Annotated in this window: 23 protein-coding genes and 1 tRNA gene; 9 read left to right on the top strand and 15 right to left on the bottom strand. The window is 73.5% G+C overall.

What is annotated here, in order from left to right:
• Positions 1 to 29 precede the first annotated feature (29 nt).
• From AB0I11_RS11580 to AB0I11_RS11570, 3 genes are read left to right on the top strand one after another with little or no spacing between them, the layout of a single operon-like run.
• Positions 30 to 554 (top strand): MauE/DoxX family redox-associated membrane protein, encoded by a 525-nt coding sequence (locus tag AB0I11_RS11580; RefSeq protein WP_357317337.1) that lies wholly within the window; start codon positions 30 to 32, stop codon positions 552 to 554.
• The gene (locus AB0I11_RS11575) at positions 547 to 1263 is read left to right on the top strand and encodes a thioredoxin domain-containing protein (RefSeq protein ID WP_357317334.1); all 717 of its coding nucleotides are present in this window, start codon (positions 547 to 549) and stop codon (positions 1261 to 1263) included. The genes AB0I11_RS11580 and AB0I11_RS11575 overlap by 8 nt, the downstream gene beginning before the upstream one ends.
• Complete coding sequence (locus AB0I11_RS11570; RefSeq protein ID WP_357317331.1) at positions 1260 to 2360, top strand: hypothetical protein; 1101 nt, start codon at positions 1260 to 1262, stop codon at positions 2358 to 2360. The genes AB0I11_RS11575 and AB0I11_RS11570 overlap by 4 nt, the downstream gene beginning before the upstream one ends.
• Positions 2361 to 2451: 91 nt before the next feature.
• Here AB0I11_RS11570 and AB0I11_RS11565 read toward each other — a convergent pair whose 3' ends face one another.
• From AB0I11_RS11565 to AB0I11_RS11550, 4 genes are read right to left on the bottom strand one after another with little or no spacing between them, the layout of a single operon-like run.
• Complete coding sequence (locus AB0I11_RS11565; protein WP_357317328.1) at positions 2452 to 3225, bottom strand: ABC transporter ATP-binding protein; 774 nt, start codon at positions 3223 to 3225, stop codon at positions 2452 to 2454.
• On the bottom strand, positions 3222 to 3992 hold the full coding sequence (gene cbiQ / locus AB0I11_RS11560; protein ID WP_357317324.1) for a cobalt ECF transporter T component CbiQ: 771 nt from the start codon (positions 3990 to 3992) through the stop codon (positions 3222 to 3224). The genes AB0I11_RS11565 and cbiQ overlap by 4 nt, the downstream gene beginning before the upstream one ends.
• 15 nt (positions 3993 to 4007) lie before the next feature.
• Positions 4008 to 4490 (bottom strand): PDGLE domain-containing protein, encoded by a 483-nt coding sequence (locus tag AB0I11_RS11555; RefSeq protein ID WP_357317321.1) that lies wholly within the window; start codon positions 4488 to 4490, stop codon positions 4008 to 4010.
• On the bottom strand, positions 4487 to 5206 hold the full coding sequence (locus AB0I11_RS11550; protein ID WP_357317318.1) for an energy-coupling factor ABC transporter permease: 720 nt from the start codon (positions 5204 to 5206) through the stop codon (positions 4487 to 4489). The genes AB0I11_RS11555 and AB0I11_RS11550 overlap by 4 nt, the downstream gene beginning before the upstream one ends.
• A gap of 120 nt (positions 5207 to 5326) precedes the next feature.
• Between AB0I11_RS11550 and bcp the strand changes: the two genes are divergently transcribed.
• The 3 genes from bcp to AB0I11_RS11535 all read left to right on the top strand — a co-directional run bounded on the left by bcp (position 5327) and on the right by AB0I11_RS11535 (position 6811).
• Positions 5327 to 5797 (top strand): thioredoxin-dependent thiol peroxidase, encoded by a 471-nt coding sequence (bcp, locus tag AB0I11_RS11545; RefSeq protein WP_357317314.1) that lies wholly within the window; start codon positions 5327 to 5329, stop codon positions 5795 to 5797.
• A gap of 31 nt (positions 5798 to 5828) precedes the next feature.
• Positions 5829 to 6761 (top strand): HNH endonuclease signature motif containing protein, encoded by a 933-nt coding sequence (locus tag AB0I11_RS11540; protein ID WP_357317310.1) that lies wholly within the window; start codon positions 5829 to 5831, stop codon positions 6759 to 6761.
• Positions 6726 to 6811: transfer RNA gene (locus AB0I11_RS11535), tRNA-Leu, on the top strand. The genes AB0I11_RS11540 and AB0I11_RS11535 overlap by 36 nt, the downstream gene beginning before the upstream one ends.
• 75 nt (positions 6812 to 6886) lie before the next feature.
• Here AB0I11_RS11535 and AB0I11_RS11530 read toward each other — a convergent pair.
• A complete protein-coding gene (locus AB0I11_RS11530) occupies positions 6887 to 7864 on the bottom strand; it encodes an expansin EXLX1 family cellulose-binding protein (RefSeq protein WP_357317306.1) in 978 nt (325 codons plus the stop codon).
• Positions 7865 to 7938: 74 nt separating this feature from the next.
• The gene (locus AB0I11_RS11525; protein WP_357317302.1) at positions 7939 to 8772 is read right to left on the bottom strand and encodes a class I SAM-dependent methyltransferase; all 834 of its coding nucleotides are present in this window, start codon (positions 8770 to 8772) and stop codon (positions 7939 to 7941) included.
• Between the two features lie 127 nt (positions 8773 to 8899).
• Between AB0I11_RS11525 and AB0I11_RS11520 the strand changes: the two genes are divergently transcribed.
• Both AB0I11_RS11520 and AB0I11_RS11515 read left to right on the top strand, forming a co-directional pair.
• Complete coding sequence (locus AB0I11_RS11520; RefSeq protein ID WP_357317299.1) at positions 8900 to 9967, top strand: LCP family protein; 1068 nt, start codon at positions 8900 to 8902, stop codon at positions 9965 to 9967.
• A 110-nt stretch (positions 9968 to 10077) separates the two neighbouring features.
• On the top strand, positions 10078 to 11625 hold the full coding sequence (locus tag AB0I11_RS11515) for a sugar transferase (protein ID WP_357317296.1): 1548 nt from the start codon (positions 10078 to 10080) through the stop codon (positions 11623 to 11625).
• Between the two features lie 57 nt (positions 11626 to 11682).
• Here the strand turns inward: AB0I11_RS11515 and AB0I11_RS11510 are convergent, their stop codons facing one another.
• The 3 genes from AB0I11_RS11510 to AB0I11_RS11500 are packed head-to-tail and all read right to left on the bottom strand — an operon-like array spanning position 11683 to position 15480.
• Positions 11683 to 12663, bottom strand: coding sequence for a glycosyltransferase family 4 protein (locus AB0I11_RS11510; protein WP_357317293.1), 981 nt, complete (start codon positions 12661 to 12663; stop codon positions 11683 to 11685).
• Positions 12660 to 13562: a glycosyltransferase family 2 protein gene (locus AB0I11_RS11505; protein ID WP_357317289.1), complete on the bottom strand. Its 903-nt coding sequence runs from the start codon at positions 13560 to 13562 to the stop codon at positions 12660 to 12662. Before AB0I11_RS11505 ends, AB0I11_RS11510 begins: the two co-directional genes overlap by 4 nt.
• 13 nt (positions 13563 to 13575) lie before the next feature.
• Positions 13576 to 15480 carry a hypothetical protein gene (locus AB0I11_RS11500; RefSeq protein ID WP_357317286.1) on the bottom strand — a complete coding sequence of 635 codons (1905 nt, stop codon included), beginning with the start codon at positions 15478 to 15480 and terminating at the stop codon, positions 13576 to 13578.
• Between the two features lie 363 nt (positions 15481 to 15843).
• Here AB0I11_RS11500 and AB0I11_RS11495 point away from each other — a divergent pair, with 363 nt between their 5' ends.
• Complete coding sequence (locus AB0I11_RS11495) at positions 15844 to 17523, top strand: hypothetical protein (protein ID WP_357317283.1); 1680 nt, start codon at positions 15844 to 15846, stop codon at positions 17521 to 17523.
• A gap of 12 nt (positions 17524 to 17535) precedes the next feature.
• Here the strand turns inward: AB0I11_RS11495 and AB0I11_RS11490 are convergent, their stop codons facing one another.
• The 6 genes from AB0I11_RS11490 to AB0I11_RS11465 all read right to left on the bottom strand — a co-directional run bounded on the left by AB0I11_RS11490 (position 17536) and on the right by AB0I11_RS11465 (position 24757).
• Positions 17536 to 19032, bottom strand: a complete 1497-nt coding sequence (locus AB0I11_RS11490) for an oligosaccharide flippase family protein (protein ID WP_357317280.1) — start codon at positions 19030 to 19032, stop codon at positions 17536 to 17538.
• A complete protein-coding gene (locus AB0I11_RS11485) occupies positions 19029 to 20081 on the bottom strand; it encodes a glycosyltransferase family 4 protein (protein WP_357317277.1) in 1053 nt (350 codons plus the stop codon). Before AB0I11_RS11485 ends, AB0I11_RS11490 begins: the two co-directional genes overlap by 4 nt.
• A 34-nt stretch (positions 20082 to 20115) precedes the next feature.
• A complete protein-coding gene (locus tag AB0I11_RS11480) occupies positions 20116 to 21198 on the bottom strand; it encodes a glycosyltransferase family 4 protein (RefSeq protein ID WP_357317274.1) in 1083 nt (360 codons plus the stop codon).
• Positions 21195 to 22349 (bottom strand): glycosyltransferase, encoded by a 1155-nt coding sequence (locus tag AB0I11_RS11475; RefSeq protein WP_357317272.1) that lies wholly within the window; start codon positions 22347 to 22349, stop codon positions 21195 to 21197. Before AB0I11_RS11475 ends, AB0I11_RS11480 begins: the two co-directional genes overlap by 4 nt.
• The gene (locus AB0I11_RS11470; RefSeq protein WP_357317269.1) at positions 22346 to 23527 is read right to left on the bottom strand and encodes a glycosyl transferase family 1; all 1182 of its coding nucleotides are present in this window, start codon (positions 23525 to 23527) and stop codon (positions 22346 to 22348) included. The genes AB0I11_RS11475 and AB0I11_RS11470 overlap by 4 nt, the downstream gene beginning before the upstream one ends.
• 108 nt (positions 23528 to 23635) lie before the next feature.
• Positions 23636 to 24757, bottom strand: a complete 1122-nt coding sequence (locus AB0I11_RS11465; protein ID WP_357317266.1) for a glycosyltransferase — start codon at positions 24755 to 24757, stop codon at positions 23636 to 23638.
• Positions 24758 to 24759: the final 2 nt, after the last annotated feature.

The following is a 24759-nucleotide window of genomic DNA, read 5'->3' as shown; positions in this document are numbered from 1 at the left end:
TGGAACCAATCACGGAACCCAGGCGACCAATGAGCGTGAGCACACCTCGCGTCCCGGCCACCCGCTGGACCACCCTCCGGCCCTGGCTGGGCATCGCCGCCCGGCTCGGGCTCGCCGCCGTCTGGCTCTACGCCGGCGGCAGCAAGGTCGGTGACCTCGGCGCCTCCGGCCGGGCGGTCAACGCCTACCAGCTCATGCCGTACGACGTGGCCGCGGTGCTCGGCGCCGCGCTGCCCTTCGTCGAGCTGGCCCTCGGCGTACTCCTGCTCGTCGGGCTGGCCACCCGGCTGGCCGCCGGCGTCGGCGCGGCGCTGCTGGTGGTCTTCATCGCCGGCATCGCCTCGGCCTGGGCGCGCGGCCTGGCCATCGACTGCGGGTGCTTCGGCAGCGGCGGCCAGCTCGCCGCCGGCCAGGCCCCGAGCTACCTGCCGGAAATCCTCCGGGACCTGGGCTTCCTGGTGCTGGCCGGATTCCTGCTGTGCTGGCCCCGCACCCCGTTCTCGGTTGACGGCTGGCTGGCGGGCGCACCTTCCATGGAGGACGAGGATGAGTAGTCGCAAGGGGCAGAAGAACGCGGCCCGGGTGGTCCGCCAGCAACTCGCCCGGGAGCAGCGCCGCCGGCGGACCATCTGGACCACGATCGCCGCGGTGCTGGTGCTGCTCATCGCCGGCGGCATCGGCTGGGCCGTGTACTCCAGCCAGAAGTCGACCAGCTTCACGGCCCCGCCCGGGGCCAACGACGCCGGCACCGGCATCGTCGAGGGCACCGGCAAGGTCACCATCGACCTGTACGAGGACTACCAGTGCCCGGCCTGCCGGCAGTTCCAGGAGACCAGCGGCGCGACCCTCAAGCAGCTGGTCAGCGAGGGCAAGGCGAAGGTGGTCTTCCACCCGGTCGCCTTCCTCAACCGCTTCTCCACCACCGAGTACTCGACCCGCTCCTCGGCCGCCTCCGGCTGCGCCGCCAAGGGCGGCAAGTTCAGCGAGTTCACCGACCAGCTCTTCGCCCGGCAGCCGCCGGAGAACAGCGCCGGGCTCAGCAACGACGAGTTGATCGACATCGGCGCGGGGGTCGGGCTGAACCGCGACGACTTCGCCTCCTGCGTCCAGGACGGCACCTACCGGTCGTGGACCGAACACGTCACCGACGAGGCGAGCAAGGCCGGCGTCACCAGCACCCCGACCATCAAGGTCAACGGCCGGGACGTCGCGGACCGCTCCCCCGAGGGACTCCGGGCAGCGGTGGAGGCGGCCGGCAAGTGAACCCGGCGCCACTGCGGCGGGCGGGGCTGGTCGTCCTCGCCGCGCTCGCCGCCCTCCTCACCCTCGCCAGCCCGGCCGCCGCGCACGGCGCGGACGCCCCCGACGGCACCGACTACCGGGCCACCGTGACCGCGGTCGCCCCGGCCCGGCCCGGCCTCACCGCCCGACTGGTGGAGGCCGGCGCCCGGCTGGAGCTGACCAACCGCACCGGCACCGACGTCGAGGTGCTCGGCTACTCCGGCGAGCCCTACCTGCGCGTCGGGCCGGGCGGCGTGTACGAGAACACCCGCTCCCCCGCCACCTACCTGAACCGCACCATCGCCGGCGACACCCGGCTCTCCCCCGAGGTGGACCCGGCGGCCACCCCGGTCTGGCGGCGGACCGGCGACGGCCCGACGGCCCGCTGGCACGACCAGCGGACGCTCTGGCTCGACCCGGCACCACCCGCCCAGGTCAGCGCCGACCCCGGCCACGAGCACCGGATCCGCGACTGGGTGGTGCCGCTGCGCGCCGGGGACCGGACCGTCGAGGTACGCGGCACCCTCGACTGGCTGCCGCCACCCGACCCGTACCCGTGGTGCACGGCCGCCACGCTCGGCTTCCTGCTGCTCGGCGCGGCCGGGCTGGCACCCGCCGGCACGCCCGCCGGGGTCCGCGCGCTGCGCGCGGTCGCGGCCCTGCTCACCGTGGGCGGGCTGGCCGCCGTGGCGACCGCCGTCGGCCGGGCCCTGGACGCCGGGGCCGACGGGCCGGGCGGGCTGGCGCTCGGGCTGCTCACCGGGCAGACCTGGACGCTGCTCACCGGGCTCGGCGCGGTCGCGGCCGGCGGGTACGCGCTGGCCCGCCGGGCGGCCGCCGACTTCCCGGTCACCCTGGCCGGGGCCTGCCTGGTGCTCTTCGCCGGGGTGCCGAACCTGGCCGTGCTGGCCCGCGCGGTGGCGCCGGTGGCCGGGCCGGCCGGCCTGGCCCGCCTCCTGGTGACGCTCGTCCTGGCCACCGGGGCCGGCGCGACCGCCGCCGGTCTGCTGCGGCTGCACACCGCCGCCCGCGCCGCCCGTACCGTCCGCCCGGGCCCCGCGCGTCCCGTCCCCCGCTGACCCCCGGCCCGGCGCCGCGACCGCGCCCGGCTGGTCCGCCGCGCCGATCGCCCGGCCGGGGTCAGCCGCGGTCCGGTCCCCGGCGCGCGGGTCAGCAGGGGCGGGGAACGGCGCGCGGGTCGAAGGCGTACGGCAGCTCGAGGCGGTGCTCGGCCAGCAGCGACGGGTCGGTGAGGAGGTCGAGGGTGGCGGCGTCGGCGACGATCCGGCCCCCGTCCAGGATCACCGACCGGGTGCAGAGCTCGGCCGCGTAGGGCAGGTCATGGGTGACCATCAGCAGGGTCACCGGCAGGCCGCGCAGGATCTCCGCCAGCTCCCGCCGGGCCGCCGGGTCGAGGTTCGACGACGGCTCGTCGAGCACCAGGATCTCCGGGTGCATCGCCAGCACGGTGGCCACCGCCACCCGCCGCCGCTGCCCGAACGAGAGGTGGTGCGGGGCCCGGTCCCGGTGCTCACTCATCCCCACCGCGGCCAGCGCCTCGTCCACCCGGGCGGCCAGCTCGGCGCCGCGCAGCCCCAGGTTCGCCGGGCCGAACGCCACGTCCTCGGCCACCGTCGGCAGGAAGAGCTGGTCGTCGGGGTCCTGGAAGACGATGCCCACCCGGCGGCGGATCTCCGCGAGGGTGTCCCGGTCCCGGCTGACCGTCAGGCCACCCACGCTGACCGTCCCCTCGACCGGCGCGAGGATGCCGTTGAGGTGCAGCACCAGGGTGGTCTTGCCGGCGCCGTTCGGGCCGAGCAGCGCCACCCGGTCGCCGCGCGGCACGGTCAGGTCCACCCCGTGCAGGGCGACGTGACCGTCCGGGTACGCGTACCGGACGCCACGGACGTCCAGGGAGGGCGGCTGCTGCACGTACCCGATCATGTCAGCACGAGCGCGACGGCGGCGATGGTGGCCGCGATCAGCGGCACCGTCGCGGCGGCCGCCCACTGCCCGGCGGTGGCCGCGCCGCCGCCCTGCCACACCGCGGGCATCCGGCCCGTGTAGCCGCGCGACACCATCGCCAGGTAGACCCGCTCGCCCCGCTCGAACGCGCGCAGGAACAGCGCGCCCACCCCGGCCGCGAAGCCGCGCAGCTGCCACAGGAACCGCGGGTCGTCACCCCGGGAGACCCGGGCCACCCGCATCCGCCGGGCCTCACCCACCAGCACGTCCAGGTAGCGCAGCATGAACGTGGCGATCTGGGTGAGCACCTGCGGGCAGCGCAGCCGGTCCAGGCCGACGATCAGGTCGCGGGTCGTCGTGGTCGCCGCCAGCAGCAGCGAGGCGAGCACGCCCAGCGTCCCCTTGGCCAGGATGTTCCACGCGCCGTGCAGCCCGTCCACGGAGAGGCTCAGCCCGGCCACCTCGACCCGCGCACCGGCGCCGAGGAACGGCAGCGCGAACGCGAAGAGCACGAACGGCAGCTCGATCAGCGCCCGGCTCGCCAACCAGCGCGGCCCGACCCGGGCCAGCGCCGCCACCCCCGCCACCAGCAGCGCGTACCCGCCGAAGGCCCAGTACGCCTCCCGGGGCGTGGCCACCACCGCGACGGTGAACAGCACCATCGCGGCGATCTTCACCTCCGGCGCGAGGCGGTGCACCGGGGAGGACGACTCGCGGTACAGCACGTGTGCATGCCCGGCGCCCATCGGTCGCGTACCCCCTCAGCGGGTGCCGGCGCGGGCCGCGCGCGCGGCGGAGGTCTCGTCGCCGGCGGGCCGGCCGCCCGGGCCGGCGGCGGTGGCGTCGGCCGTCGCGTCGCCCGGGCCGGCGGCGGGCGGCTCGCCGCCGACGCCGGCCGGGTCGGTCGCCGGGCCACGCCGGCGGGCCAGCCAGAACAGGCCGCCGCCGAGGGCGAAGGTGAGCAGCACGCCGAGCACCCCGGAGAGGCCGGTGGAGAGGAAACCGTCGCGTACGCCGCGGACGCCGTAGTCGGCGAGCGGGCTGTCGGCCAGCTCGTGCGCCCGGGCCTGCTGGGCCGGGCAGCTGCCGCCGGTGATCTCGCCGTCGGCGTCGACCGTGCAGCCCTTGAGCAGCGACGAGTCCAGCCCGTCCGGGTGCGCCGAGGCGTAGTTGCTGACCACGCCGGCCAGCAGCAGGGCGACCAGCAGGCCGCCGAGGAGGAAGGGCCAGGACCGCTTGCTCATCGGGCACCTCCGGCGACCGGGACGGCGGGAGCCGGCGCGGCCGGCTTCAGGGCGCGCAGCGCGTACACCAGGTCGGGGCGGACCTTCGCGACGGTGACCACCGTGGTCGCGGTGATCAGGCCCTCGCCGATGCCGATCAGCAGGTGCACCCCGGCCATCGTGCCGGCCAGCCCGGCCAGGTTGCCGCCCAGGTCGGTGGTGCCGCCCAGCCAGTACTGGAGCACGAAACCCTGGGACGCGACCACGACGCTGACCAGCGCCGAGACGAACGCCGTGACGGCCAGGCCGGCCGGGGTGCGCGGCAGCACCCGCAGCAGCAGCGCGACCAGCAGGTACGCCGCCGCCGTGCCGAGCAGCGCCATGTTGGTGATGTTGAGGCCCAGCATGGCGACCCCGCCGTCACCGAAGACCAGCGCCTGCACAACCAGCACCACGGCCACGCAGAGCGCGCCGACCCACGGGCCGACCAGCAGGGCGGCGAGCGCGCCGCCGAGCAGGTGACCGCTCACCCCGGCCGTGAAGATCGGGAAGTTGAGCATCTGCACGGCGAAGATGAACGCGGCCACCAGGCCGGCCATCGGCGCCAGCCGGTCGTCGAGGTCGCGGCGCCCGCGCAGCACACAGAGGGTGAGCGCGGCGAACGCGAACGCCGCGAAGATCGCGGCAACGGGACCGTCGATGATCCCGTTGGAGATGTGCATCGCCAGGGTTTCCACGAACCGAGCTTATTTGTGGAGAGCCGTTGTTGCCAATCCCTTGCAACAAGCCGTCGTGATCATCACGGTGGGCGCGTCACCACCGGACCGAGCCCACCCGGCGGCGGTATCGTCACCGCCATGACCGACCGCCTCAGCCCCGGCGACCCCGCCCCCGAGTTCACCCTCCCCACCGACAGCGGCGGGACCCTCTCCCTTGCCGACCTGCGCGGCCGCAAGGTCATCCTGTACGCGTACCCGGCCGCCATGACCCCCGGCTGCACCAAGCAGGCCTGCGACTTCCGCGACTCGCTCGCCTCGCTCCAAGCCGCCGGCTACGAGGTCGTCGGCATCTCCCCCGACAAGCCGCAGAAGCTGGCCACGTTCCGCGAGCGCGACGCCATCACCTTCCCGCTCGTCGCCGACACCGACAAGGCAGTGCTGACCGCGTACGGCGCGTACGGCGAGAAGCAGCTGTACGGCCGGACCGTCACCGGCGTGATCCGGTCCACCTTCGTGGTGGACGAGGACGGAAAGATCGAACGGGCGCTCTACAACGTCAAGGCCACCGGGCACGTCGCGAAGCTGCGCCGTGACCTCGGTCTCGACTGAACCTGTCGCACGCCGCCGCTACCGTCCGTGCGTGGTTCGCTACAAGTACTCGCCCGAGACGCTGGCGGCAGCGGCGGCGCGGGCCCGCAGCGTCACCGAGGTCATGCGGCTGCTCGGGGTGCGGATCAGCGGCGGCTCGCACGCGCACATCAGCCGGCAGCTCAAGCGCTTCAACATCGACACCTCGCACTTCACCCGCGGCCGGCACCACACCGGCCGGGCCGGCGCCCGCCGCACCGCCTCGTCACAGCTGCTGGTGCGGGTGCCGGACGGCTCCCGTCGTACGCCCGGCACCCGGCTGAAGTGGGCGCTGCGCGACATCGGCGTGCCGGAGGAATGCGAGGAGTGCGGCGTGGGCCCGCTCTGGCGCGGCCGGCCGCTCACCCTGCACGTCGACCACGTGAACGGTGACTTCCTCGACAACCGGCCCCCCAACCTGCGGATCCTCTGTCCGAACTGCCACAGCCAGACCGACACCTACGCGGGCCGGAACCGGAGCGCGGCGCCCCGGGCCGACCGCAGGACGCCCCGGACCGAGCCGACGCCGCCGCCGGCCGAGCCCACGCCCCGGCTTTCCGTGGCCGAGGTCGAAGACCTGGTGCGACAGGTGGACCGGGGCGCCCTCGGCCCGAGCGAGGCCGCCCGCCGGATCGGCTGCCACCGCAACCACGTGGCCCGGCTCCGCGCGCGCCTGGCCGCTCGGGACACCCTCGCGCCCGTCCCCGGGCAGGCCCGACCGGCGGAGTTCACGGAGACCGTCCTCGCGCACGCCCTCGCCCATCCTGACCTCGGCCCCCGCAAGCTCGCCGAACTCATCGCGGTGGCCACCGAGGGTGAGTGCACGGTCAGCCATGGAACGGTGTCGAACATTCTGCGGCGAGCCGGACTGCACACCGTCTCCGCACGACGCTCTAGACTCATCGGGCCAGCGGGAGTGGCGGAACGGCAGACGCGCAGGCCTTAGGAGCCTGTGTCCGAGAGGACGTGGGGGTTCGAAACCCCCCTCCCGCACCAGCAGCGGTCAAACGCGGACGGAGGCCAGTCGCGGGCCGCCATCCGCGACGGGCCGGCGTGCGGCCGGGAGCGGCCTCAGCCGCACGCGGCGGGCGCCGGGTCCGGAATGGCCGGCGCGGCGACGGCCGCGTCCACGGCGGGGGTGCCGGGCGGGCTGACCGTCGGGCTGGTCGAGGCGCGCGGGCGGGGCCGGGCCGACGCCGAGCGGCCGGGCGCCGTCGTACGGGCCGGGGTGGCGGCACCGCCGTACATCCGTACCGTGCTGCGCTGCGTCTGGCCGGGGAGCAGCCGGATGCCGGTGGCGGTGGCCCGGTGCCCGTACGCGTCGGTGACCCGGATGGTGTACGGGCCGGGTCCGGCGCCGGAGTCGATGAGCCAGTAGTTGTAGTCCTGGCGGGCGGCGGCGCGCCAGGCGCCGTTCTGCCGTACCTCGACGGAGCGCAGCGGATTGCCGTGGTCGCCGACGAGGACGGCGAACCACCACCGGGAGGCGCCCTCCTTGATCCGGAAGGTGAGCGGGCCGGGCAGCGGCGGGTTCACCACCGCGCGGTAGCTGACCTGCACGATGCCCTGCACCGGGTCGGCGATCCTCGCGAACGCCTCGGCGGAGAGGTCGAGGTGGCCGGGTTCGCACTCGGGGCACTGGTCCATCACGAGGACCCGGACGGTGCCCTTCGGGCCGGTGACGTCGAGGTGGCCGCCGCAGGCCGCGCCGGCCGCGTACTCGGCGGGTCCGAGGGCGACGTAGCGCCGGTTGTCGGGGGCGGCGGGGCGGGAGCAGTTGCCGCCGGCGCCCTTCGAGTCGTAGAAGGTCGCCTTGCCGCTGTGGACGGCGGCGCCCAACGGTGGGGCGGCGGGCAGCGCGCGGGGCGGCGTGGCGCAGGCGGGGGCGGCGCCGCCGCGTACCGCGAGGACGACGCCGAGCACGGCGGCGAGCGCGACGGCCGCTGCGGCGGCGAGCCGGCGACGGCGGCCGGCAGTGGCCCGGCGGCGGCCGGGGCCGGGCCGCGCGGAACCGTCGTCGGGGTCGGTGGGGGCGCTGCCGTCGGTCACGCCGGTCGATGCTGCCGGACCGGCGCGCCCGGGGACAAGCGGGCTAAGCGAAAGCTAAGCCCGCGGCTGCCCGGTCACCAGGCGGCGCCGATCCCGTCGCCCGGGTACCAGTGCCGGGCGGGGGTCTCCCGGTAGGCGAGGAAGCGCCGCCCGGTCCGCTCGGCGTGCTCGGCCAGGACGTTGGTGGCGGTCACGTTGTCGGTGAGCAGCAGCGCGCCGGGGGCGAGTTGCGGCTCGACGGCGGTGAACTCGCTCCTCTCGTGGACCCGGCTGTGGTCGCTGTCGTGCAGGAACAGGTCGACGGGCCGGTCGAGGGCGCGGATGGAGGCGACGGAGTCGCCGATGACGAGGTCGACCACCTCGGCCCAGGGGGTGGCGCGGGCCAGGTAGCCGGCGTCCGGGTTGATGTCGAGGGAGGTGAGCCGGCCGGGGTGACCCTCGGCGGCGTTGCGGAGCAGCGCGGCGGCCAGCACGCAACTGCCGAGCCCCTTGTCAACGCCGGTCTCCACCACGTGCCGGGGCGTGCGGGCGCGGACGATGGCGTACCAGCCGATCCGGCGGGCGTAGCGGACGTGCCGGTCGGCGAGGCCACGGCGGGACGCGGTGGCGGTGGCGGTCTCGATGTGCCGGCGCAGCTTCTCGTCGCCCTCGATCTCGGCGAACCAGTCGCGCACCTGCCGCACCGGCACGTCGCACACGACGCTGACGTACCAGGCCAGGTGGTGCCGGCTCAGCGTGGTGAGGTCGTACGTGTAGTTGTGGTGTTCGTGCGAGGTGAGCAGCCACCGGGCGGAGGTGGCCAGCACCCGGGCGTCGTGCCGGGCCACCCGGGCCAGCCGGGTGGGGAAGGCGGCGACGGGTGCCAGTGGCGTACGGGCGACGGCCCGCCGGAGCTTCGTTGCGTCCACCTCAGCCGTTGTACCAGTTCACAGCGGGGGCTGGCGAGGAAAGTTCCGACCCGCCGTCCGGGTGGGCGGTATTGACCGGCCGGACGAGGGTCCCCGAGCCGAATTCCGAGTCAGTAGCATCGCACCCATGTCAGACCGTCACCAGCTCGCCGACCCCGACACCCGCTTCCCGGCGTCCGAAGTGGATCCCGACGGCGCGCCCGCGCCGCGTCCGCGTCGCCGCCGGGGTCGGCGAATCGCCCTGATCGTGCTGCTGGTGCTGGTGCTGCTGGCCGGCGGCGGGCTGCTCGCCGGTGGCCTCTACTACCGCTCGGTCAACTCCTCGATCGACCGGGTGGACGCGTTCACCGGGGTGCCCGAGGAGTCCCGGCCGCAGGTGGTGGCCAGGGGCGCCATGAACATCATGATCCTGGGCAGCGACTCGCGCGATCCGGAGAACGCCGGGGGCTCGCGGAGCGACACGATCATCGTGGCCCACCTGCCGAAGGACCGGTCGAGCGCGCAGCTCATCTCGATCCCGCGGGACACCTGGACCGCCATCCCGCGGTCCGCGGCCGGCCGCGGCGGCCGCGATGCCAAGATCAATGCGGCGTACGCCTGGGGCGGGGTGCCGCTGATGGTGCAGACCGTGGAGAAGTTCACCGGCGTCCGGGTCGATCACGTGGCGATGGTCGACTTCTCCGGCTTCAAGGAGATCGTCGACGCCCTGGGTGGCATCGACATCGAGGTGGAGCAGAGCTTCACCTCGACGCACTCGCTGAACCCGGACGGCCGGCGGGAGTTCACCAAGGGCCGGCAGACCATGGACGGCGCCACGGCACTGGATTACGCCCGCGAGCGGTACGCCTTCGCCAACGGCGACTTCACCCGGATCAAGCACCAGCAGCAGGTGATCAAGGCGATCCTGGACAAGGCGGCCTCGGGCGGCACGCTGAGCAGCCCGACCAAGCTGAACGCGTTCGTCAAGGCCACCGCGAACTCGGTGTCCGTGGACAAGTCGATGTCGCTTGTGGACCTCGCGATGGAACTGCGTCACCTGCGCAGCGGCAACCTGGGCTTCTTCACCTGCCCGGTGAAGGGAACCGGTCGGATCGGCACGGAGAGCGTGGTGCTCCCCGACAACGCGAAGGCGAAGGTGCTGTTCGACGCGGTCCGCCGCGACGCGGTCCCGGACATCCTTTCCGCCGGAAAGTAGGACCCCGGTTTGTCGTGGCGGCTCTGGCGGCGTGACTGACCCGCTCGTATCCTTCGATCGCCCGTGGTCCGCGTGACGTCGACCGTGGGCTGTCACGGGGGAGGATCGACATGTCAGGCCAGTCGGCGACGAGGGATCCGGCTGCGGTGCAGTTCGGCGGGTCAGCGGGGCGCGGCGTCGGCGAGTCGGCCGGGGCGGCGGCCGACCCTGGCCTGCTGACCCCGGTCGCCGCCGTCCGCCTGTCACCCGCGCCGGCCGCCACCCCGTCGGTGCGGGCCGGTCTGGACACGACCGCCGTCCTCCCGTACGCCAGTTCCCGCGCCTCGAAGCGGACGCGCTGGCTGCGGGCGTGGATGCTGACCGTTCCGGTCGACGTCGCGGCGCTGCTCACGCCCCTGCTGGTGACGCAGAACTACTGGCGCGGGACGCTGGCCAACGCCGCGCTCGCGGTGGCCGTCTTCGCCACCGGCGGGCTCTACCGGGCCCGCCGTCATCTGAGCATCCTGGACGAGCTGCCCAGCCTCTGCGGGCGGCTGCTGGCCTGCGGCGCGGTGGTGGCCATCATCGCCGCCTACCGCCACGACTCGGTGCCGTACGTCAGCGGGTTCATGCACGGCGTCGCGCTCTCCGCGGTGCTGGTCATCGTCGGCCGGGCCGTCACCCGGAAACTGATCATCGTGGCCCGGCGCCGGCGCTGGCTGGAGCACAACGCCATCGTCGTCGGCGGTGGTCCGGTCGGTGTCGAGCTGGCCCGGCTGCTGCGCCGCTACCCGCAGTACGGGTTGCGTTTCGTCGGCTGCGTCGACGTGCCGTCCCGGCAGGAGGCCGGCGGGCTGCCGCTGATCGGCACGCTGAACGACCTGGAGCAGCTGGTCCGGCTGCTGGACTGTGACGTCCTGGTGATCGCCGACCCGGACTGCCCGGAGTCGACGGTGATGGAGTTCCTGCTCCGTCCGCTCAGCGCGCGGTGCGACCTGTGGGCGGTGCCGCGCCTGTGGGGTTCCCGGTCCCACGGGGGCTACCCGGACCACGTGGGCGCCATTCCGATCGTGCAGATCGGGGACACCACGTTGAGCGGGCCGCGGTGGGCCGTCAAGCGCGCCTCCGACGTGGTGCTCGCCGCGCTGGCGTTGCTCGTGCTGAGCCCGTTGCTGCTGCTCTGCGTGCTCGCGACGTTCCTCGACGGCGGCCGGGGCGTCTTCTTCCACCAGGAGCGGATCGGGCGGTACGGCAAGCCGTTCAAGGTGGTGAAGTTCCGCTCGATGCGGCCGGTGGACGAAAACGAGTCGCAGACGAACTGGTCCATCGCGCACGACCGCCGGGTCGGCCCGATCGGCCGGTTCATGCGCCGTACGTCGCTGGACGAACTGCCCCAGCTCTGGAACATCCTGCGCGGCGACATGAGCGTGGTCGGGCCGCGGCCGGAGCGGCCGTACTTCGTGGAGAAGTTCTCCGCCGAGTACCCGAACTACGCGATGCGCCACCGAGTCCCGGTGGGGTTGACCGGGCTCGCGCAGGTCAGCGGCCTGCGCGGCGACACGCCCATCTCCGACCGGGCGCGGTTCGACAACTACTACGTCGAGAACTGGTCGCTCTGGCTGGACATCAAGGTTGTCCTGCGTACGGTCGCAGAGGTGTTCCGCGGCGGCGGTCGTTGACCGGATCGGGCGTGGGACGAGCGAGGACGGCTGGTCCGGCCGCCGGCCGCGGTTCGGCTATCCGCTGACCGTGCTCGTCCTCGCCAGCACGTCGTCAACCGCCGCCGACCAGTGCGCGGCGAAGCGCTCGAGGCTGTTCTCCGCCCGTACGTAGGCGGTGGCGGCGGCGACCGCTGCCTGCCGGTCGGGCAGCAGCGTAAGCGCCCGGGTGAACTCGTCCAGATCCCCGGCGGGCGCGGTCAGCTCGAGGTAGCCGGGCACCCGGTCGACGAGCGTGCGGACGTAGCCGACCCGCGTCGTGACCACTGCCGTCCCGGTGGCCATCGCCTCCAGGATGGCCAGTGAACACGCCTCGTAGTCGCTGGGCGCGAGCACGCAGTCCGCTGCCTGGATCCAGGTCCGCAACTCCGTCGGCGAGAGGACACCGAGACTGGTCGCACCGGCGACCGAGCCCGAGCCGGCGGTCAACAACCGGTAGCCGGCGCGGGCCGCCGCGGCCACCGCGATGTCCGGCCGTTTGCGGGCCTCCGCCCGGCCGATGAACAGGGCCAGCCGTTCGTCCGCGGCGATCTGCAACTGCCCGCGGGCGACGTCCCGGTCGCCGATGGCGAACGTCCCGGTGTCGATCCCGTTCGGGATGACCCGATCGACCCGGAGCCGGTACCAGTGCTCGACCTCGGCTGCCGTGGGCGCCGAGACCGCCACCCGGTAGGCGCCAGCGCCCGCCCAGATCTCCTTCGCCGCGCCCTTGACCAGGAATTGCGTCTTCCAGGGCAGGGAGTAGTCGTTGGTGCGTGACCCGAGCCGGACGTGGTCCACCCAGCAGCCGTGGTAGACGTGGATCCGGGGCGCGGCGGTGCGGCGGCTGACCATGCCGTTGGTGATCGCCAGGTCGTGGGCGACCTTGTCGAGGTCGGCTGCGCCGACCACGGTGGACACGCCGCCGAGCCGTCCGATCACCTCGGCGAGCGTGTGACAGAACCGCTCGACCCCGCCCGAGTTGTTGACCGGGTTCGGACTGACGATGGCGACTCTCATCGCCGTGCCCATCGGGTGAGGCGCCGTCCGGCGGCGCGTACGAGCGGTTTCAAGCGCCGAGTAACCAGCGACGCCTGCTCGTGGAGGGGGCGGCGGATCAGGCCCTGCTGGCGCAACCAGGCGCCGTGTTTGCGCAGGAAGTACCAGTTGTTGCGCAGCACCGAAAACTCGTACCGGAGCTTCGACTGCCGATCGATCCCGCCGCCCTGCCGGGACCGGATGTACGTGTAACCCCGATCCGTCACCAGGGTCCGGTGGCCCGCCCGGGCAGCTGACACGTACAGGTCCGTTTCCTCTCGGTAGTAGTTGCCGGTGTAGGACTCGTCGTAGCTGACCGCCTCGAAGACCGAGCGCCGGAACAGCGCGTTGGCGGGCATCCAGACACACTGCGCCCACGCCGTCTGCGGGAAGAGCCCGGGCCGGTCCAGCTCCGGGCCGCCCGGCGTCCTCGGCACCCGGGCGATCAGATCCTCGACGTTCTCCGCCTCGCCGAGGTTGAACCAGGGCACACCGACGATGTCAGCGTCTGCCTCGTGCGCGACATGGAGAAGCTCGGCGATGAGATTTTCGCTGGGCACGTCGTCGTCGTCGATGACGAGCACCCACTCCGAGGTCGTGGCACGAATCCCCGCGTTCTTGGCCTTCGGTGGGCCGAGGTTGCGCTCGTTGACGATGACCTGGAGCCGGGGGTCTTCCTCAGCGAGGCCCCGCAGCCGGGCGGCCGTGTCGTCTGAGCTTCCGTCGACGACGAAGATCACCTCCCGGACCGCGGGCTGGGCCAGCGCCCATCGCGCCCTCGCGCAGGCGAGGTCGCTCCTGTTCCGAGTGGGCACGACCACGGAGACGGTGGCCCTGCCGGTGCGGTCCGCCTCGCCGTCGTGCAGCGGAGTGCCAGTCATCGTGACCTCCACATCAGGCGTTACCGGACTTTGTGCTGGCCCCCACCGATCCGGCGAGGATTCCGACCGCGACGCCCATCACCAGTGGCCACCGGCTCGTCTCGGAGAGGAACGGCGCGGTCATCAAACACAGGGGTGCGATCAGGCAGAACGCGGCGGCGGCCCGGACGATGGCGTCCGTGTCGGGTGCCCGCAGGGCCTTCAGCGCTGCCAGGCCGGCGACCACGAGGAAGAGGAGCACGAGTAGTGGTGCCGCCAGGCCATACCGCAGCCATTCCTGCAGCAGCTCGTTGTGTACATAGACCCGGGTGGCCTCGTAAGCGGCGAAGCCATCGATCTGGGGCGCGAGGGGGCCCACCCCGGTCCAGAAATTCGCCCGTACGTGCTCCCAGCCGAGGCGAAGGTCGCTGATGTGCCCGCCCGTGGACGCCGTCTGGTTAGCGCTGCTCTCCTCCTTCGGGGCGGCCGGCGCAGGCCGGGTGGGGACGGGCGCGGCCGGTTTCCCGCTCGCGCTCGACGGCCCGCTCGGGCTCGGCGGGTTGGTCGCCTTCGGCGTGCCACTCGGGCTCGCAGCCCCAACTCTGCCCGGTCCGCCGTTCTCGCTCGGTGTGCCGCTCTTGGCGGTTGTGCCTGGTGCGTCCGGGGTCCGACTGGCATCCGGGGAAGCGCTCGGTGCCCGACTCGCGGCCGTCGCTCCGTCCGCGCTCGGCACACTGCTCGGGCTCGGCATCCGACTCGTGGCCGGCGCACCGGTCGGGCTCGGTCCGCTGCTCGCGAGCTCGAAGCTGCCCGCGCTGCGCAGGCCGAGATCGGCGGCGAAACCCGGTGCGGCGAACACGACCGCCGCCACCACGAGTACCGCGAGCCCGAACTGGCGGATCATCGGCTTCCACCGCGGCCAGGCGAGCACGAAGACGACGACGAGAGCGGCCAGAGCCGCCAGCCACACGCTGCGCCGGAAACTGATCAGGACCAGGAGCAGCGCGGCGACGAGCACGCCCAGGTGACGCCAGTTCCTGCGCCCCGCGCCGGTCCCGAGCATGCCGATGAACACCGCCGCGGCGACCGCGGGCAACGCCGAGTCGTAGTAGACGAAGTAGTCGCTGAGCCGGTCGTCAGCGATCTCGCCGAGCGGGATGGCGACGGCTGCCGCGACGAGCAGGCCGGTCAGCGCCACGACGACCGCCGCCCGGAGCGACCTCTGGTCGTCCCGCAGCCGGCGCAGGCTCAGGCCGACGACGAGTCCGAGGACCAGCAGGATGAAGGGGCGGGCGTTCTGGTTGACGGCGGAGAAGACCGACTGCCCGTGGAGCAGGCCACTGCCGCTGGCCAGGACGACGAGCGCAACGGCCAACCCGAGCAGCGTGCCGCCGAGCGAACGGAGGCGGACGCGCTGCGGTGGCCACGACCGGGCGGCGGCGCACGCGGCCGTCAACGCCAGCGCCAGCAGGATCGGGATCTTTCCGGTGCCGAAGTACAGCTGGTGACCGAGCGTGGTCAGGACGCCGAAACGCCCGTTCGGCTTGATCTCCTCAGCGAGCACGGCCACGAGCACGGCGCCGGTCAGGGGAAGGCGGAGTACGAGCAGCGGCAACGCGATCGCGCAGACGACCCCGACCGGGGACGGCAGCGTCCAGACGATGTACGCGGCGCTGAACGCCGCGAGCGCCCAGGACGCCCACCCGAGCGGCCGCCAACCGGTGGCGGCGGACGGAGAAATGATGTCGTACGTCCAGCCCGGGAAACGCGGCGAAGCCGACCCGCCGCCGTCGGGGTCACCGGGAGGCTGTTGGAAAGGTCTGACGGCCGCGTGGTCCGTGTCCGAATCAGTCAAAGTCCCTCTGGAACCCATCGCTGCCTTTGCCCCGAAATCGGGTGCCGGCCGGCCTTCGCCGACCCGGAACCCTGCTGACCACAACGCCGAACCGGTTGCCGTGACAGTCGCGGGACGACCACAGGCCGAGCAACCCTGTGACCAGGGCGGCCGTGCAATGTGGTAGGTCGACCATCACGGCAGCGGCCGTCGCGGCACACAGTATCAGGAAAGGTGAACAGGAGCGTCGACGCGAACGCGTCGTACCCGCGGGGTGACCCGGGAGCGGGCCGGAGCAACCACCGGAAGCTCACTACGATGTTGGTACGTTTCGGTCGGAGGACTCGAATGATGGCAACGTTGCGCGCTCGCGGTCGATGGTCGCCACCCGGCAGCGTCACCCGCGGATACCCTCCGGAGCCGCAACTGGTCACCCGCCGCGCTCTCCTTGCCGCCGCTGGCGGCATTGTGGTCGCCGCGGACACGGTCCTCGCCGGCGACAGCCCGCGCCGGGCGCAGACCGTGGTGCTGCCGCCCCCGTCCGGCGGCGACGACACCACGGCCCTCAACACCGCTCTCCTCGCCGGGGCGGGCGGCCCGATTCAGGGGCACCGCGGGGCCCGCTACCGGGTCAGCGCACCCCTCGTGGTGCACAGCGGCACGACGCTGGCCATGTCGGGATGCACCGTGACCCTGACGACCGGTAGCGCCTGCAACCTCCTCACCAACAGCGCGGTCACCACCGGCGGTCGGGACCGGGACATCACCGTCGTCGGCGGCACCTGGGTGCGCGCGGAGGGGGTCGGCGGCGTCGGCCCCGACCTGCACACCCTGCGCTGGCGGCGGGTGGACGGCCTGACGCTCAACGGGCTGGCGGTGGAGACCGCCAGCGACAAGTACGCCATCTCCCTCGGCGACGTCACCGACACGATGGTCACCGGGATCAGGCTCGCCGTGTACTCGGACGGAGTGCACATCCAGGGGCCGGCCGCGCGGACCAGGATCTCCGGGATCCGGGGGTCGACGGGCGACGACACCGTCGCCATCACCCCTCGGGACTGGCAGGCCTATGACGACGTGTCGGGCCCGGTGACCGACACCGTCATCGAGGACGTCAACGTCGCCTCGCTCGCAGCGCTGGTCAAGGTGCTCGGCGGGTCGCCGGAGACCGCGGCGCTGCGTACCACGGTCCGACGCGTCGCGGGCGTTGCCGGCAACAACGTCATCTGGGTCGGGGACGACACCGCCGAGTGGCGCACCACCGGCGGCCGGGTCGACGATCTGCTGGTGGAGCAGGTGGCCGCGGCCGCCCTGCCCGGCCGGGGCGGTGTGATGCACATCAACGGCTCGGCCGTGGGGCACGTCCGGCTCCGGGGGTTGAAGGCCGACGGTCCCGACACGACACTGCCACTGGTGCGGTTCTCGCCGCTGGTTCCCGCAACCCTGGACACGCTCATGGTCGAGGACGTCGAGGTCGCAGAGCTCGGAGCCCTACCCCTGCTGGTGGTGGACGCGAAGGCGAGTATCCGACGGCTGCAGGTGGAGCGGTTGACCGCCGGGGGTGCGTCGGCCGGCGCCAAGGTCATCCGGATCGCAGGCGTGGTGGACGAGCTGACCGTCCGCACGGCCAGCATGACGGCGAGCGGCGACAGTCACCTGGTCGAACTCTCCGAATGGGCGGAGAACGCCGCAGTGCGCCAGGCGGACCTGTCCGGGATACGGGTCGTCGGCAACGGCGGCCTGGTCACCGCCAAGGCGGCCACCCACACCCTGCCAAGGCTGGCCCTCGACGACGTGCAGACCGCCGGGGCGCCCTGGCTGGTCGACCTCAACACCGAAACCGAGCTGCTGCTGTCGAACGTGCGCATCGACCACAGCGCCGGCGGGCTCGCCAACGTACGCCGGTCAGGCGCGGTGGTGGTGCGCGGCGACGGGCTGCGGTCGACACCCGGTTCGCGCGGGGTGTCGGTCGCCGCCGGCGGTTCGGTGGTGTCGTACGCGCCGGATCTCGCGGTCGACGTCAGCAAGCTCGTCCGGGTGGACGGCAGCCGGGCCACGAACACCAATCCCCGCCTGCCGTGCGGGACGGGGCCGGTGAGGTGCACCGGACTGACCTGGCGGCACCTCGAGACCGGCGCCACCTATTGACCGGAGGCGTGCTCACAGGGCCTTGCGCGACAGCACGCGCCTGAAGTCCGCCGGGGTGACGGCCCGCGCGGCCAGCACCGCCACACCGAACATGCCGGCAGCCAGCATCGCCTCGATCGGCCACGGAAGCCGGACCAGCCACAGCACGAGGATCGTGGCGGCGCCGAGGACGAGGACGCTCGCCATCTCCCGCAACGGCAGTCGCGACGCCATCGCCCGCGCGGCGAGCAGGCAGGTCGTGGCGCCGATGACGAACTCCGTGGCGGCCGCGACCGCCGCGGCGCCGGTGGCTCCCCACCGGGCGCAGGCCCAGAACTGTGCCGCGAGGTTGACCACCGCGACCGAGACCGTCAACACCGCGATCGGCCGTACCACCCCGAGCGCGGAGCAGATGGTCGTGCCGACGTAGCCGAGGGTGACGCCGACAAAGGCCACGGCGAGCAGGATCAGGGGCGTGACCGCCGGGCCGAAGTCGTCGCCGTAGAGGTAGCCGACGAGGGCGGGCGCGAGCGCGATCAGCAGGACCGCCGTGCCCGCGCCGATCACGGCGCCGCTGCGCGTCGCCAGACTGAGGACCAGACTCCGGCGGTGCGCGTCCATGGCCGCGCTGGTCGCCACGATCGGCAGCAGCGGGGCCACCAGCATGGCCGGGCCGAGCTGGGCGACGTCGAGGAACTTGTACGCGGCCGAGTAGTAGCCGACCTCGGCGGCGCCCTGCAGGTGGAACAGGATCACCGAACCGAGGCGGTAGTAGGCCATCACCGCCAACGAGCTGATCGCGAGGGGCCAGCTGAGCGCGAAGATCCGGCCCGCCTCCGCCCACGACGGCCGGCCCAGCGGCACCAGCCTGCGGTTGATCATCACGCCGATACCGGTCTGCACCGCGACGACGGCGACGAAGAACCAGCCGAGCAGCACGACGTCGCCGCCGGTGCGGGCGACCGTGACGACCGCGACCAGCCAGAGGACGCCCTGGATGAGGGCGAGGACGGACGACACCTCGGGACGGAAGCGCGCCGTCGCCCCGGCGGTGAGGATCGACGCCGCGGACAGCGGCGTCGCGATGGCGACGACGCCGACGACCGAGCTGGATTCGCCGAAGAGGCCGCCGGCGGCGGCGGCGAGCAGGCCGACCGTCGCGACGAGCGCCACCGACGTCCGGATGACCAGGCCGGTGCTCAGGATCCGGCCGGCGGACGCCTTCTCCCGGGCGATCCGGGAACTCACGGTGATCGTCGTGCCCATGTCGGCGACCTGCGCCGCCGCGGTGCCGAGGGTGAGCGCGAGGGCGAAGACGCCGAACCCGTCCGGGTTGAGGTAGCGGGCGAGGACGGAGTTGGTGGCCATGCCCACGGCCATGCCCACCAGCCGAAGGCCCAGGGAGACCGCCGTGGCCGCGCTGAGCCCGCGCGCCGACCGGGAGGTCTCCGCCGGTCCGGGCGCCGCGGGATCGGCCGGCGGGCTGTGGAACTCCTCCGGCTTGTTGGTGGTCCGTCCAGGCGAGGTCACCGGCCACACTCCCCGAAGATCCGTTCGTACGTGTCGAGCCAGCTCTCGCGGCCGTGCTGCTGCTCGACGTAGCCGACGCCGCTACCGCGCCGCGCCAGGATCGCCGACGCGCGCTCGGGCGTCAGTTCGGACGGGTCGTCGAGCACGAGGCCGCCGCAGCGGGCGACCAGCTCCGAGCCGGGATCTCCCCGGAACGCCACGATCGGCAGCCCGCCGGCGGCCGCCTCGAGCACCGCGGTCGGCGTGCCGTCGGTCTCGGCACCGCAGTAGAGGTAGAGGTCGCTGGCCGCGAGGAGGTCCGGCACGTCCTCCCGGTGACCCGTGAAGTGCACGTCGGGGTTGCCCGCGCTGAGCCGCTCCAGGCGCTCACGGTCGGGTCCGTCTCCGACGACGAGCAGGGCGCTCCCGCTGGCCACCGCCGCCGCGATGGCCCGGTCGTGGCGCTTGGCGAAGTGCAGCCGCGCCGCCAGAACCCCGACCCGGCGGTCGCGGAAGTGGCCGGGCAGCAGCCGTCGGCGCAACGCGTCCCGCGCGGCGGCCGACGGGGCGGCGTAGCGCCGGCTGTCGATCGCGTTGGGGACCACGACGAGCTTGTCCCGGCCGATCACGGGCTCGAGGTCGTCGGCCACGGCCGGGCTGACGCAGACCACCCGGGAGACGTGCTCGGCGGCGCGCGCGTAGCCGGCGAGCAGCAGCCGTCCGGCCGGTCCGCCCATCCACCGCCCGTGTTCGGTCCAGACCACCGGCGCCCGGCGGGACAGGGGCGCGGTCAGGGCGATCTGCTCCCGCTTGAACTGGAGGTGGTAGAGCGAGGAGTCGGCGATGGTCTGGGTCCGGCGCCGCTCGACCGGCACCCGCAGGAGCCCGGTGGCCATTGTCCGGCGCGACCACTTCGGCCCGAGCCCGATCTCGCGCCGGGTCAGGCCGTGCTCGTCCCATCCTGGGCACCGGCCGTACAGGACGACGTCGTGGCCGCGGTCCCGCAACCCCTGGCCGAGCGCGACGGTGTGCGCCTCGGCACCGCCGGCGGTGTCCGAGACAGAGACCATCGTGACGGTCAACCTGGACAAAACGGTGTTCTCCTCAACGGCTGCGGGTCCGGCCGTCGGCCCGGCTCTGCTGGGCTGCGACGTACTCGTGCAGGTAGTGCGTGGCGGCGTCCGCCGTATCGACCGGCTTCGCGCCGAGCTCGTGTGCGGCGACGATGGCGTCCCGGATCGCCGGGACGCTGGTGTCCCGGGCGACAGCGGTGGCCAGCTCGCCCAGGCCGCCGCACGGGGCCACCGCGGTCGGCACGCCCAGCCCGGCCGCCACCGCGAGTACGCCGGACTGGCTGGCGACCTGGTACGGCGCGACAACGACGTCGGCGGTCGCGACCAAAGCGGTGAACTCGTCGACGTCAAGGTAGCGGTAGGCCGTCGTCACCGCCGCCCCGCTCTGCCGGACCAGCGCGTCCAGCTGCCGGCCCGGTCCCAGGTCCGTGCCGACCACCGCACCCCGCCAGTCGGGCAGCTGCGCCAGGGCCCGCACGAACAGCTCGGGGTTCTTGTCGGCCCGGACCTGACCGGGCAGGAGGGCCAGCTTGCCGCCGTCCGGCTTCAGCTCGGTACGCCAGCGCTCAACGAGGTCGGGTCGCACCGGCGGCGTCCACTGCACCAACGGGACCCGGACGACGTCGGTCACTCCCCGGGCGAGCAGGCTCTGCCGGTCGGCGTCCGAGTAGACGAGGACCCGGTCGGAGCCCTGGAGCGCGCTGCGCAACGCCCGGCCGCCACCAGGGGCGTTCGACCGGACGAAGGTGTTGTGCGGGCTGGCGACGACAGTCGCGGCGCGGAGCCGGGCGACCGAGATCAGTTCCGGGGTGAGCGCGAACATGCCCTGGACGTGGACCACGTCCTGGGGGCCGATCACCCGGCGCAGGTGGGGCAGGGTGCGCAGCAGGTAGCGCGCCGACGTCCGGACCTGCCGGACCACCCGGTTGGACGAGGCCCGATGCCAGGTGACGCAGCGGCACAGCGCTACCGAGGCCGGCGCCGCGTCGCAGTCGTCCGCAGTGTGGACGACCACGTCCACGCCGAGCGCCGTCAGGCCGGCGGCGACCTCGACGGAGTGGTTGAAGACGCCGCCCCGACCACCCGACTCGATCAGGTGGACGCGCCGGATCACGACGCGGTCCCGCGGTCGGCGAGGGCCGTGATGCCGCCCACCAGCCCGGCGACCGTCTGGGACCAGCCGAGAGCGGCGCACCGCCGCCACGCCGTGTGCTCCCGCAGGTGCCGGTCGGACGGGTTCCGCAGCGCGTCGAGGATCGCACCGGCGAAGGCGCGCCGGCCGTCCGCCACCCAGTACGCGTCGGAGCCGGCGATCGCGGCCGGAAGGCCCTGAGCGGCGAACGGGGTCATGACGACCGACCGACCACGCGACATCGACTCGGTCAGTTTGAGCTGCGCGCCGCCGCCGGACGTGGCGGGGGCGACGGTCAGCGCGGCACCGGCGTAGGCGGGCACGACGTCATCAAGGGTGCCGTGCACCGCCACTCCGGGGAGGCCGGCGAACTCCTGGCGCAGGGCTTCGCTCCGCCGACCCGCGATGACCAGCCGAGCCTCGGGACGGTCGGCGTGCACGAGCGGCCAGGTGTCCCGGACCAGGGCGCGCAGCGCCAGCACGTTCGGCTCGTAGTCGTACGAGGCCAGCGCGAGGACGTAGCCGTCGGCCGGCGAGGGGGTGTACGGCAGGACGTCCACCCCGTTCGGGGTCAGGACGACGTCGCGGGTCCAGCCGCGAAGCACCTCCAGGTCCGGTTGGGAGAGCGCGACGCAGAGGGCGGCTCGGGCGGCCACCCGGGGCTCCCAGAAGGCCGCCTTGGCCGCCTCGGCCCGGCGCGCCACCCGCTGCCAGCCGTGCGCCGACGTCACCAGGGTGCGCAGCCGCCGGCTCTCGATGTTGGCGAACTCGACGACCTGGGGCGCCCGGCACGCCGCGGGGGGCGCCCACGCGGCCAGGTAGGAGTGGGACCAGTACATCGCATCGGGCCGGAACTCGTCGCAGAGGGCGCCGAGCGAGTCGGCGACGGGCGCCAGGTAGTGCCCGCCCAGGTGGGGACGGCCGGAGGCCCGGGTGCGTACGGCCGGCGGCGGCGACCAGGGCAGCGGGCGGGTCGCGACCGGAGGGTCCGGCTGGCGGGTGCCGTGGTCGGGGAAGGTCACCAGCACCTCGGCGTGGGCGCTCAGCGCCTCGGCGACCCGGGCGGTGCGGATGCGGCCGCCGTGCTGGGCCGGCCAGGGCGGTTCGACGCTGACGACGAGTACCCGTTTCACCGGCCACCGACCAGCTCGGACTCCAGCAGCTCGCGCAGCAACGCGCCGCGGCCCGACCAACCGTGTTCCGCCGCGCTGGCCATCCGGTCGTCGAGCACGGTGTCGGGCACGGGCCGGAGCAGGTCCGGCAGGCGGGCGGGGAAGTCGTCGCCCTCGGCCACCGTCACGTGCGGGTTGGTCCGCGCCAGTTCGGTGGCCGCCGGCAGCGGGGTGCTGAGCACCGCCAGCCCGGAGGAGAGGTATTCGAAGCACTTCAGGGGGCTGACCCCGCGGGTGTAGTCGTTGATCTCGTACGGGATCAGCCCGACGGCGCAGGTCCCGGCCAGCTCGGCGAGCCGGTCCGGGGTGAGCACTCCGACGTGCCGGGCGCCGAGGTCCTCGAGACGGCGCAGCTCGGCGTCGAAGCTGCCGCCGCCGGCGGCGAGCGGACCGGCCAGCAGCAGCTCGCCGTGCCCGCGCAGGGCGGTGGCGACGGATTCGAGGAGCCCCACGTCGAGCTTGTGGACGGTGAGGTTCCCGGAGAAGAGGACGGCGGGACGCCGCTCGGCCGCCGGCCGGCTCGCCGCCGTGAAGACGGACACGTCCGCCACGTTCGGCAGCAGCTCGATGCGGGGGAATCCGGCGGCGACGAGATGATCCCGGACCGCCGTGCTGGTGGCGATCGCGACGGCGGTGCGGGTCGACAGCGTCCGCTCGCCGCGGGCCACGGCCACGGCGTCCACGCCGGGGAAGGTCGCCAGCAGGTCCACGCAGTGGTAGACGACGACGTCGGCGGCCTCCTCCAGGCCGTACGTGACCGGGGTGAAGGTCCAGAGCACGCGGGGTCGTGAGCTGGCCAGCCAGGCAGCGGTGGCCCGCCGGAGCAGGGCGCGGTTGATCGGCCGGGTGGGCGTGCGGTGCAGCGGTACCACGAGCGGCGACACGATCTGGGCGTTCGCCGGCCGGGGCCGATGGGCCGGCGCTTCGCGGTCACCCACCGCCTTGCGGACCCGCCCGGCCATCCGGACCAGGTCGTCGCGGCTGAGCCGGGGCCGGCGCAGCCCCAGTGACTCGACGAACGTCACCTTCGTGCTGGTCGCGAGTTCCCGCGCGACGTAGTGCTGGTTCGTCGCGATCGGGGAATCCCATTCCGCGGTGCCCAACATCAGCACGTTCGCCACGGGCGATGCCGTCCCCATGCAGTAGTCCCCCGCTCGCAGTGCACTGAGCCCGGCACGATTATGCGCGGCCCCGCCCCCGGGCCCAACACCGGAACTCCTACTAGATCCGGGGACGCGGCCGGCGGGCTACCCCTCTTCGGTCAGCCAGGCGGCTACGTTCGCCTGGAAGACCTCGGGGGTGAACCGGCGGGCGTTGGTCATCGCCGCCTCGGCGGGGAGCTTCGCCGCCAACCGGATCGGCTCGACGTAGCCGGCCGGGTCGCTGGCGTCAACGAGGAAGCCGGTCTCGCCGGTCACCACCGTCTCCAGGAGCCCGCCGCGCGCCCACCCCACCACGGGGGTGCCGCAGGCCTGCGCCTCCACCGGGATCATGCCGAAGTCCTCCAGCGCCGGGTAGAGCAGCGCCACGGCCCCCCAGTACAGCTCGCGGAGCCGTTCCCTGCTGGGCCGGACCTCGAACCGGACCGGCACGTCGACGCGGGCGGCGAGCCGGCGCAGGTTCTCCTCCTCGGGACCCCCGCCGGCGATGACCAGCGGCAGGCCGGCAGCTGCCGCGAGCTCGATCATCAGATCGAAGTTCTTGTACGGGATCCAGCGGCCGACGCCGAGCAGGTACCGGCGGTCCTGGTCGCGCACCTCCCGCGGGGCCGCCCCGAAGTAGTCCACCTCCACCGGCGGGTTGATCACCCGGGCGTCCCGGCCCCAGAAGCGGCGGATCCGGCCCTGCACCTCGCGGGAGTTGGCCGCGTAGCTGTGCACGTGCCGACTCAACCGCCGGTCCCCCGCCTGCAGCACGGCGCGCACCGGCGCGAGCACCGGGTTGGCGCCCCGCTGGTCCAGGCCCGGACTCCAGACGTAGCGGGCCGGCGAGTGCACGTAGCTCAGGTGGCGGGTCCGCTCCGGGTCACCGATCCGGACGGTGTGCGCGAAGGCGTGGCTCGACGAGATGACGACGTCGTAGTGCGCGCGGGTCAGGGTCCGCCAGGTGAGCGGCATGAGCGGCAGCGCGAGCGCCTTGCTGCGCCGCAACGGTGTCCTCGCCAGCCAGGATTCACGGATGTCCGGGTCCACCGTCGCGTCGTCGTCCTTCCAGAGGACGAATCGCTCCGCGTGCGGCACGACCTCGGCCATGCTCAGGAAGACCTGTTCGGAGCCGCCGGTGGCGCCGAACCACTCATGGATCAGCGCGACCGAGCGATCGGCGAGGGTACGGGGTCCGGTGTCCGACGTGGACGAGGCGAGGCTCACCA

The organism is Micromonospora sp. NPDC050495, assembly GCF_040655175.1.
In the GTDB taxonomy this organism is placed as follows: domain Bacteria; phylum Actinomycetota; class Actinomycetes; order Mycobacteriales; family Micromonosporaceae; genus Micromonospora.
The sequence above is the reverse complement of the archived record's forward strand: the minus strand, read 5'-3'. Positions and strand labels throughout refer to the sequence as shown.

Excerpts from the sequence above, each read along its gene's own strand:
- AB0I11_RS11580 (WP_357317337.1), top strand. The coding sequence starts at position 30 with ATGAGCGTGAGCACACCTCGCGTCCCGGCCACCCGCTGGACCACCCTC.
- AB0I11_RS11575 (WP_357317334.1), top strand. The coding sequence starts at position 547 with ATGAGTAGTCGCAAGGGGCAGAAGAACGCGGCCCGGGTGGTCCGCCAG.
- AB0I11_RS11565 (WP_357317328.1), bottom strand. The coding sequence starts at position 3,225 with ATGATCGGGTACGTGCAGCAGCCGCCCTCCCTGGACGTCCGTGGCGTC.
- cbiQ (WP_357317324.1), bottom strand. The coding sequence starts at position 3,992 with ATGGGCGCCGGGCATGCACACGTGCTGTACCGCGAGTCGTCCTCCCCG.
- AB0I11_RS11555 (WP_357317321.1), bottom strand. The coding sequence starts at position 4,490 with ATGAGCAAGCGGTCCTGGCCCTTCCTCCTCGGCGGCCTGCTGGTCGCC.
- bcp (WP_357317314.1), top strand. The coding sequence starts at position 5,327 with ATGACCGACCGCCTCAGCCCCGGCGACCCCGCCCCCGAGTTCACCCTC.
- AB0I11_RS11520 (WP_357317299.1), top strand. The coding sequence starts at position 8,900 with ATGTCAGACCGTCACCAGCTCGCCGACCCCGACACCCGCTTCCCGGCG.
- AB0I11_RS11515 (WP_357317296.1), top strand. The coding sequence starts at position 10,078 with ATGTCAGGCCAGTCGGCGACGAGGGATCCGGCTGCGGTGCAGTTCGGC.
- AB0I11_RS11510 (WP_357317293.1), bottom strand. The coding sequence starts at position 12,663 with ATGAGAGTCGCCATCGTCAGTCCGAACCCGGTCAACAACTCGGGCGGG.
- AB0I11_RS11505 (WP_357317289.1), bottom strand. The coding sequence starts at position 13,562 with ATGACTGGCACTCCGCTGCACGACGGCGAGGCGGACCGCACCGGCAGG.
- AB0I11_RS11485 (WP_357317277.1), bottom strand. The coding sequence starts at position 20,081 with ATGGTCTCTGTCTCGGACACCGCCGGCGGTGCCGAGGCGCACACCGTC.
- AB0I11_RS11470 (WP_357317269.1), bottom strand. The coding sequence starts at position 23,527 with ATGGGGACGGCATCGCCCGTGGCGAACGTGCTGATGTTGGGCACCGCG.